The 6,659-nt window shown below is 74.2% G+C and carries 6 protein-coding genes and 1 pseudogene; 2 read left to right on the forward strand and 5 right to left on the reverse strand.

The genetic code is table 11. The annotated features are described in order from the left end of the window. Positions 1 to 51: 51 nt before the first annotated feature. The 4 genes and pseudogenes from hisG to ribA form a co-directional block, all read right to left on the reverse strand. Positions 52 to 900 (reverse strand): ATP phosphoribosyltransferase, encoded by an 849-nt coding sequence (gene hisG, locus FOE67_RS12350; protein WP_182663532.1) that lies wholly within the window; start codon positions 898 to 900, stop codon positions 52 to 54. Between the two features lie 71 nt (positions 901 to 971). Beyond that, positions 972 to 1,244: a phosphoribosyl-ATP diphosphatase gene (locus tag FOE67_RS12355; RefSeq protein WP_182663534.1), complete on the reverse strand. Its 273-nt coding sequence runs from the start codon at positions 1,242 to 1,244 to the stop codon at positions 972 to 974. Between the two features lie 40 nt (positions 1,245 to 1,284). After that, positions 1,285 to 1,770, reverse strand: a complete 486-nt coding sequence (gene ribH, locus FOE67_RS12360) for a 6,7-dimethyl-8-ribityllumazine synthase (RefSeq protein WP_182663536.1) — start codon at positions 1,768 to 1,770, stop codon at positions 1,285 to 1,287. Positions 1,771 to 1,930: 160 nt separating this feature from the next. Beyond that, positions 1,931 to 2,602 (reverse strand): annotated as a pseudogene (ribA, locus tag FOE67_RS12365) (GTP cyclohydrolase II); the annotation flags it as partial. 142 nt (positions 2,603 to 2,744) lie between these two features. Here ribA and FOE67_RS12370 point away from each other — a divergent pair. Both FOE67_RS12370 and FOE67_RS12375 read left to right on the forward strand, forming a co-directional pair. After that, on the forward strand, positions 2,745 to 4,685 hold the full coding sequence (locus FOE67_RS12370; RefSeq protein ID WP_182663538.1) for an ABC transporter ATP-binding protein: 1,941 nt from the start codon (positions 2,745 to 2,747) through the stop codon (positions 4,683 to 4,685). 98 nt (positions 4,686 to 4,783) lie between these two features. Continuing rightward, a complete protein-coding gene (locus FOE67_RS12375; protein WP_182663540.1) occupies positions 4,784 to 5,989 on the forward strand; it encodes a rod shape-determining protein in 1,206 nt (401 codons plus the stop codon). Between the two features lie 103 nt (positions 5,990 to 6,092). Here the strand turns inward: FOE67_RS12375 and FOE67_RS12380 are convergent, their stop codons facing one another. After that, positions 6,093 to 6,515 carry a M23 family metallopeptidase gene (locus FOE67_RS12380; RefSeq protein ID WP_182663542.1) on the reverse strand — a complete coding sequence of 141 codons (423 nt, stop codon included), beginning with the start codon at positions 6,513 to 6,515 and terminating at the stop codon, positions 6,093 to 6,095. Positions 6,516 to 6,659 lie beyond the last annotated feature (144 nt).

Genomic DNA, 6,659 nt, shown 5'->3' on the forward strand with positions numbered 1-6,659 from the left:
TGTATAAGAGACAGCCCCGGTGGGGGGCCCGTCGGGGCGGACGGCGCCGGGTCACAGGCGGCAGGCGTGGATGGTGGTCGTCAGGATCGCCCGGGCGCCCAGCTCGTCCAGGTCGTCCATGATCCGCTGGGCCTCCCGGGTGGGCACCATCGAGCGGACGGCGACCCAGCCGCGGTCGTGCAGCGGGGAGACCGTCGGGGACTCCAGGCCGGGGGTGAGGGCGACCGCCTTCTCCACCAGTTCGGCCCGGATGTCGTAGTCCATCATCACGTAACGCCGGGCGACCAGGACGCCCTTGAGACGGCGCAGGAACTGCCGCACCTTGGGGTCGTCGCCCTCGGCGCCGCGGCGGCGGACGACCACCGCCTCGGAGGACAGGACGGGGTCACCGATGATCTCCAGACCGGCGTTGCGCAGGGTGGTGCCGGTCTCCACCACGTCGGCGATCACGTCGGCGACGCCGAGCTGGATGGCGGTCTCCACCGCGCCGTCCAGCCGCACCACGGAGGCCTCGACGCCGTGCTCCGCGAGGTGGTTCGCGACCACGCCGGCGAAGGAGGTGGCGACGGTGAGGCCGCCGAACTGGGAGACGTCGCGCACGCCGCCCGGGCGGGTGGCGTAGCGCAGCGTGGAGGCGGCGAAGCCGAGCGGCATGATCTCCTCGGCCTCGGATCCGGAGTCCAGCAGCAGGTCACGACCGGTGATGCCGATGTCCAGCTTGCCGGATCCGACGTAGACGGCGATGTCCCGGGGGCGGAGGAAGAAGAACTCCACCTGGTTGTCGGCGTCGAGGAGGACCAGTTCGCGGCTGTCCTTGCGCTGCCGGTAACCGGCCTCCTGCAACATGGTCGCCGCGGGTCCGGAGAGCGAACCCTTGTTGGGGACGGCGATGCGCAGCATGACGGGGCTTCCTTTGCGGGTGGTGTGACGGGAACGGGCTCGGGTGGGCGGACCCCGGGGGCGGGGTCCGCTCACAGATGCTCGTAGACGTCCCGGAGGGAGATGCCCCGGGCGATCATCATCACCTGGAGGTGGTACAGGAGCTGGGAGATCTCCTCGGCGGTGCGCTCCGCGCCCTCGTGCTCGGCGGCCATCCACACCTCCGCCGCCTCCTCGACGACCTTCTTGCCGATCGTATGGACACCGGCGGCCACGAGCTCGGCGGTGCGGGAGGTTGCGGGGTCGCCGGTGGCGGCCTTCTGCCGGAGCTCCTCGAAGAGCTCCTCGAACGTCTTGTTGGCCATGGTGCGGCCCAGCCTACGCGGTGCGCGGGCCGGGCCGCGCTCAGCGCCAGGGTTCGGACACGGTGCGCAGGACGGCGGCGGTGGCGACCGCGGCGGTGACCGCCTCGTGGCCCTTGTCCTCGGTGGACCCCGGCAATCCGGCGCGGTCGAGCGCCTGCTCCTCGGTGTCACAGGTGAGCACCCCGAAGCCGACCGGGACGCCGGTGTCCACCGCCACCCGGGTCAGCCCCTCGGTGACGCCGTGGCACACGTAGTCGAAGTGCGGGGTGCCGCCCCGGATGACGACGCCGAGAGCCACGACGGCGTCGTAGCCGCGGCCGGCCAACACCTTGGCCACCACCGGCAGTTCGAAGCTTCCGGGGACCCGGAGCAGAGTGGGTTCGTGGATGCCCAGTTCGCCCAGTGCGCGCAGCGCACCGTCCACGAGGCCGGTCATCACCGGCTCGTGCCACTGGGCCGCGACCACCGCGACGCGCAGATCCGCGCACTCGCGGATGGTGAGTTCGGGAGCGCCCTTGCCGCTCAAGCCGTCCTGCCTTTCGGGTCGTGGGTCCGGTCCGGCACCGGACCGTCATGATGGACCGGGGTGTCGGGGACCCTCGTGATGAGGGGGTGGTGCCGGGGTGGTGTCGGGGGCGCCCGGAACGCCCGGGGGCGCGCGGGGCGGTGCCTCGCGCGCCCCCGGGTCACCGGCCGGGGCAGCCGGACAGCGGGGTGACGACACCGGGAAGGGCCTCGTCCAGCCAGGGCAGTTCGTGCCCCATCCGGTCCCGCTTCGTCCGCAGGTAGCGCAGGTTGTGCTCACCGACCGAGACCGGAACGGCCTCGCGGGCCGTCACGGTCAGACCGTGCCGACGCAGGGCATCCACCTTGTCGGGGTTGTTGGTGAGCAGGCGGATCGAACGCACCCCGAGGTCCTCCAGGACCCGGGCGGCGACCGCGTAGTCCCGGGCGTCGGCCGGCAGGCCCAGTTCGAGATTGGCGTCGAGGGTGTCGCGACCGTGCTCCTGGAGTTCGTAGGCACGCAGCTTCGGCAACAGACCGATGCCGCGCCCCTCGTGACCGCGCAGGTAGACCAGCACCCCCCGGCCCTCCTCGGCGATCCGGGCCAGGGAGGCGCGCAGTTGGGGACCGCAGTCGCAGCGTTGCGAGCCGAGGACGTCGCCGGTCAGGCACTCGGAGTGGACCCGGACCACGAGGTCCTCGGCGCCCCCGGGGTCCCCGGCCACCAGCGCGATGTGCTCCACCCCGTCGGCCGCCCGGTAGCCGTGGGCGCGGAAGGGGCCGTACTCGGAGGGCAGGGCGGTACTGGCCTCCCTCCGCACCGGGGCCACGGGCAGCGCGCCGCCGGGACCCGCCGCGCCGGGGGCGGGGGCCCGGGGTGCGCCCCTTCCGAACCGGTGCGCTTGACCTCGAGTTCACTTGAGGTCCTACCGTCCGAGGAGTCGATTCACCCGCGTGCGGCCCCTCGGTCGCGCCCCGGACCGGTGGGAGCCCCGGATGAGCATGGAGATCGCCGCCTGGAACGCCCTGTACAACCAACGGCACGCCCCCGACGACCAACGCCCCTTCTCGCGCAGGACATTGCGTCGGATCGCCGGCTTCGCCCGCCCGCACCGACGGCGGTTGCTCGTGTTCCTGGTGCTGAGCGTCCTCGGCGCGCTGCTCGCCGTCGCCACCCCGGTGCTCGCCGGCCGGGTGGTCACCGTCATCACCCAACAGGGACCACCCGGCACCGTCGTGGCCATCGCCCTCCTGATCGCCCTGATCGCCGTCGCCGAGGCGGTCGTCGGCCTGGTCGGCCGGTGGCTGTCGGCACGCATCGGCGAGGGGCTGATCCTGGACCTGCGCCGCGCGGTCCACGACCACGTGCAGCGGATGCCGGTCGCCTTCTTCACCCGCACCCGCACCGGCGCCCTGGTCAGCCGGCTCAACAACGACGTGATCGGCGCCCAACGCGCCTTCAGCGACACCCTCTCCGGGGTCCTGGGCAACACCGTCACCCTGCTCTTCGCGCTCGGGGTCATGCTGACCCTCTCCTGGCGGATCACCCTGCTGGCCCTGGTGCTGCTGCCGGTGTTCGTGCTGCCCGCCCGCCGCATCGGCACCCGGCTGGCCCGGCTGAGCCGGGAGGCGGCCAACCACAACTCGGTGATGAACACCCGGATGACCGAACGGTTCTCCGCCCCCGGCGCCACCCTGGTCAAGCTGTACGGACGCCCCGCCGAGGAGTCCGCCGGCTTCGCCGAGCGGGCCGAGCGGGTGCGGGACATCGGGGTCCGCACCGCCATGCTGCAGATGACCTTCGTGACCGCGCTGACCCTGGTCTCCTCCCTGGCCCTGGCCCTGGTCTACGGGCTGGGCGGGGTGATGGCCCTGGACGGCAACCTGGAGCCGGGCGCGGTGGTCGCCCTGGCCCTGCTGCTCACCCGTCTCTACGCGCCGCTCACCGCCCTGGCCGGGGCCCGGGTGGAGGTGATGGGCGCGCTGGTGAGCTTCCAGCGGGTCTTCGAGGTGCTCGACCTCACCCCCCTGATCCGCGAGCGGCCCGACGCCCGCCCGGTGCCCGACGGGCCGCTGTCGGTGGAGTTCCGGAACGTGGACTTCGCCTACCCCTCCCCCGACCGGGTCTCCCTCGCCTCCCTGGAGGAGGTCGCCGTGCTGGATGCGCGCGGCGGCGAGCGGGTGCTGCACGGGGTGGACTTCCGTGCCGAACCGGGCGAGTTGATCGCGCTGGTCGGCTCCTCCGGGGCGGGCAAGTCCACCATCGCGCAGCTCCTGCCCCGTCTGTACGACACGGACGCGGGCGAGGTGCTGATCGGTGGCGTGGACGTGCGGGACCTGACCGCCGAATCACTGCGCTCGGCCGTCGGGATGGTCACCCAGGACGGCCACCTCTTCCACGACACCATCCGCGCCAACCTGCTGCTCGCCCGCCCGGACGCCGGGGAGGACGAGTTGTGGGACGCGCTGCGCCGCGCCCGCCTGGAGGAGCTGATCTCCTCGCTGCCGAACGGCCTGGAGACCGTGGTCGGGGAGCGCGGCTACCGGCTCTCGGGCGGGGAGCGGCAGCGGTTGACGATCGCGCGCCTGCTGCTGGCCCGCCCCCGGGTGGTGATCCTGGACGAGGCGACCGCGCACCTGGACGCCACCTCGGAGGCCGCCGTGCAGGAGGCGCTGACCGAGGCGCTGGCCGGGCGCACCTCGGTGGTCATCGCGCACCGGTTGTCCACCGTGCGCGCCGCCGACCGGATCCTGGTCCTGGAGGAGGGGCGGATCGTGGAGCGGGGCACCCACGAGGAGCTGCTCGCCCGCGGCGGTCGTTACACGGAGTTGCACCGCACGCAGTTCGCGGAGGGGCCGGCGGGGACGGACGGGGTGTCCGACGCGGCGTCAAACCCCCACGACGGGCCGGTGGGGGCCGCGGTCCGGGCCGGCTGACGGCCCGCCGGCGGGCGTTCGGGGGACGGTCGACGGGACCGTCCCCCGAACGCCCCGTCCGACGCGCGCGTCACGCACCGTCGTCACACGATGATCACATGACCCCCAGTCTGGACCATCTTCGTCGTTGCACGGTCGCCGCCGACCTCGGCGCCGCCCGCACCCGCCTCTACCTGCGTCAGACCGGCCTGATCGTCGACGAGCCCTCGATCGTCGCGGTGAACATCCGCAACGGCTCGCTCATCGCGGTCGGCACCCCCGCCGAGCGCATGCACGGCCGCACCCCGGCCAGCATCCGCGTCGTCAAGCCCATCAACGGCGGCACCGTCGTGGACATCGAGATGGCCCAGCGGATGCTGCGCGCCATGGTCGGCACCAAGCTGCGCCGCGCCCTGCGCCGCAAGCCGATGCTGCGGGTCGCCGCCTGCGTGCCGCACGACGCCGATCCGCTGGCCCGCCGCGCCGCCTACGAGACCCTGATCGGGCTCGGTGCCCGCCGGGTGGAGCTGGTGGACAGCCTGCTGAGCGCCGGGATCGGTGCCGGCCTGCCGGTGGAGCGCCCCGAGGCGGCCATGATCATCCAGTGCGGGGCGACCCGCACGCAGGTCGCGGTGCTCTCCCTCGGTTCGATCGTCGCGGCGGAGAACGTGCCGGTCGGCGGGGACACCGTGGACCGGGCGCTGGTGCAGCACCTGCGCAACCACCACGAGTTGCTGCTGCCCGGGCAGGCGGTCCGGCCCCTGCACCGGTCGCTGTGCGAGTCGGACCGGGACCGCGCCGAGGTGCACGGCCGCGACGTGGCCACCGGCCTGGCCCGCACCGTGGTCGTGGACCCCCAGAGCCTCCGCCTGGCCGTCCGCACCCCGCTGACCTCGCTGCTGGACGCCATCCGCTCGGTGCTGCACCGCTGCCCGCCGGACCTGGTCGCCGACCTCGCCGACCGGGGCATCGTCCTCACCGGCGGGGCCGCCGAACTGCCCGGGCTGGACGCCACCATCCGGGAGAGCACCGGCATGCCGGTGCGGATCGCCGACGCGCCGGGCCGCTGCGCCATCCTCGGTCTCGGCGCCATGCTGGAGGGCCGTCTGCACCCCTCGGACACGCCGCCCCCGGTGGACCTGGAGGTCACCGCCCCGATGCCGGGCCACGACCGGGAGCCGGGCGAGGAGCCCGCGCGCGAGGAGCGTCCCGCGCGCGGCCGACGCCGGCTGCGACTGCGCGACCGGGGACCGCGCGGCGACGGCGGCGGGCAGTCGGAGCGGGAGGACTCCGGACCCCGGACCGACGAGCCCAGCCCGGTCTGACCGGGCCGGTCCGGGCGGCACGACGCGCCGTTCGGCACCCACCGGGGCCCCGGGTCGCGCGCCGACCCGGGGCCCCGGTGCGCGGGGCGGGCCCGGCGGCCCGTCAGCCGATGCGCACCCCGTGGTCGTCCAGCCATCGCACCGGGTCGACGGCCGACCCGTACTGCGGGGTGAGCCGGATCTCGAAGTGCAGATGCGGGCCGGTGGAGTTGCCGGTGTTCCCGCTCAGACCGATCCGTCGCCCGGTGCCCACCCGGTCGCCCGGCTCCACCGTGACGAGGGAGAGGTGGGCGTACTGGCTGTGGTAGCCGTTGTCGTGGCGCAGCACCACCGACAGGCCGTAGGCGTCGTCGCACCCCACCGCCACGACCACGCCGGAGCCGACGGCGAGCACGTCCGTGCCCTCGGGCACCGCGAAGTCCTGGCCGGTGTGGCCGGCGCTCCAGCGCTCCCCGTCCGCGCCGAAACCGGCGGTGGGCACGGCCCCGGAGTCGGCGGGCAGGGGCGCGGTCCAGGGGGTGTCCACGGCCGGTTCGGAGAGGTCCGTTCGGCACCCACCGGGGCCCCGGGTCGCGCGCCGACCCGGGGCCCCGGTGCGCGGGGCGGGCCCGGCGGCCCGTCAGCCGATGCGCACCCCGTGGTCGTCCAGCCATCGCACCGGGTCGACGGC

The organism is Streptomyces calidiresistens (assembly GCF_014141525.1).
Taxonomy (GTDB): domain Bacteria; phylum Actinomycetota; class Actinomycetes; order Streptomycetales; family Streptomycetaceae; genus Streptomyces; species Streptomyces calidiresistens.

What these genes read in the sequence shown, in the direction of transcription:
- hisG (WP_182663532.1), bottom strand. Translation starts at nt 900, where the DNA reads ATGCTGCGCATCGCCGTCCCCAACAAGGGTTCGCTCTCCGGACCCGCG.
- FOE67_RS12355 (WP_182663534.1), bottom strand. Translation starts at nt 1,244, where the DNA reads ATGGCCAACAAGACGTTCGAGGAGCTCTTCGAGGAGCTCCGGCAGAAG.
- FOE67_RS12370 (WP_182663538.1), top strand. Translation starts at nt 2,745, where the DNA reads ATGAGCATGGAGATCGCCGCCTGGAACGCCCTGTACAACCAACGGCAC.
- FOE67_RS12375 (WP_182663540.1), top strand. Translation starts at nt 4,784, where the DNA reads ATGACCCCCAGTCTGGACCATCTTCGTCGTTGCACGGTCGCCGCCGAC.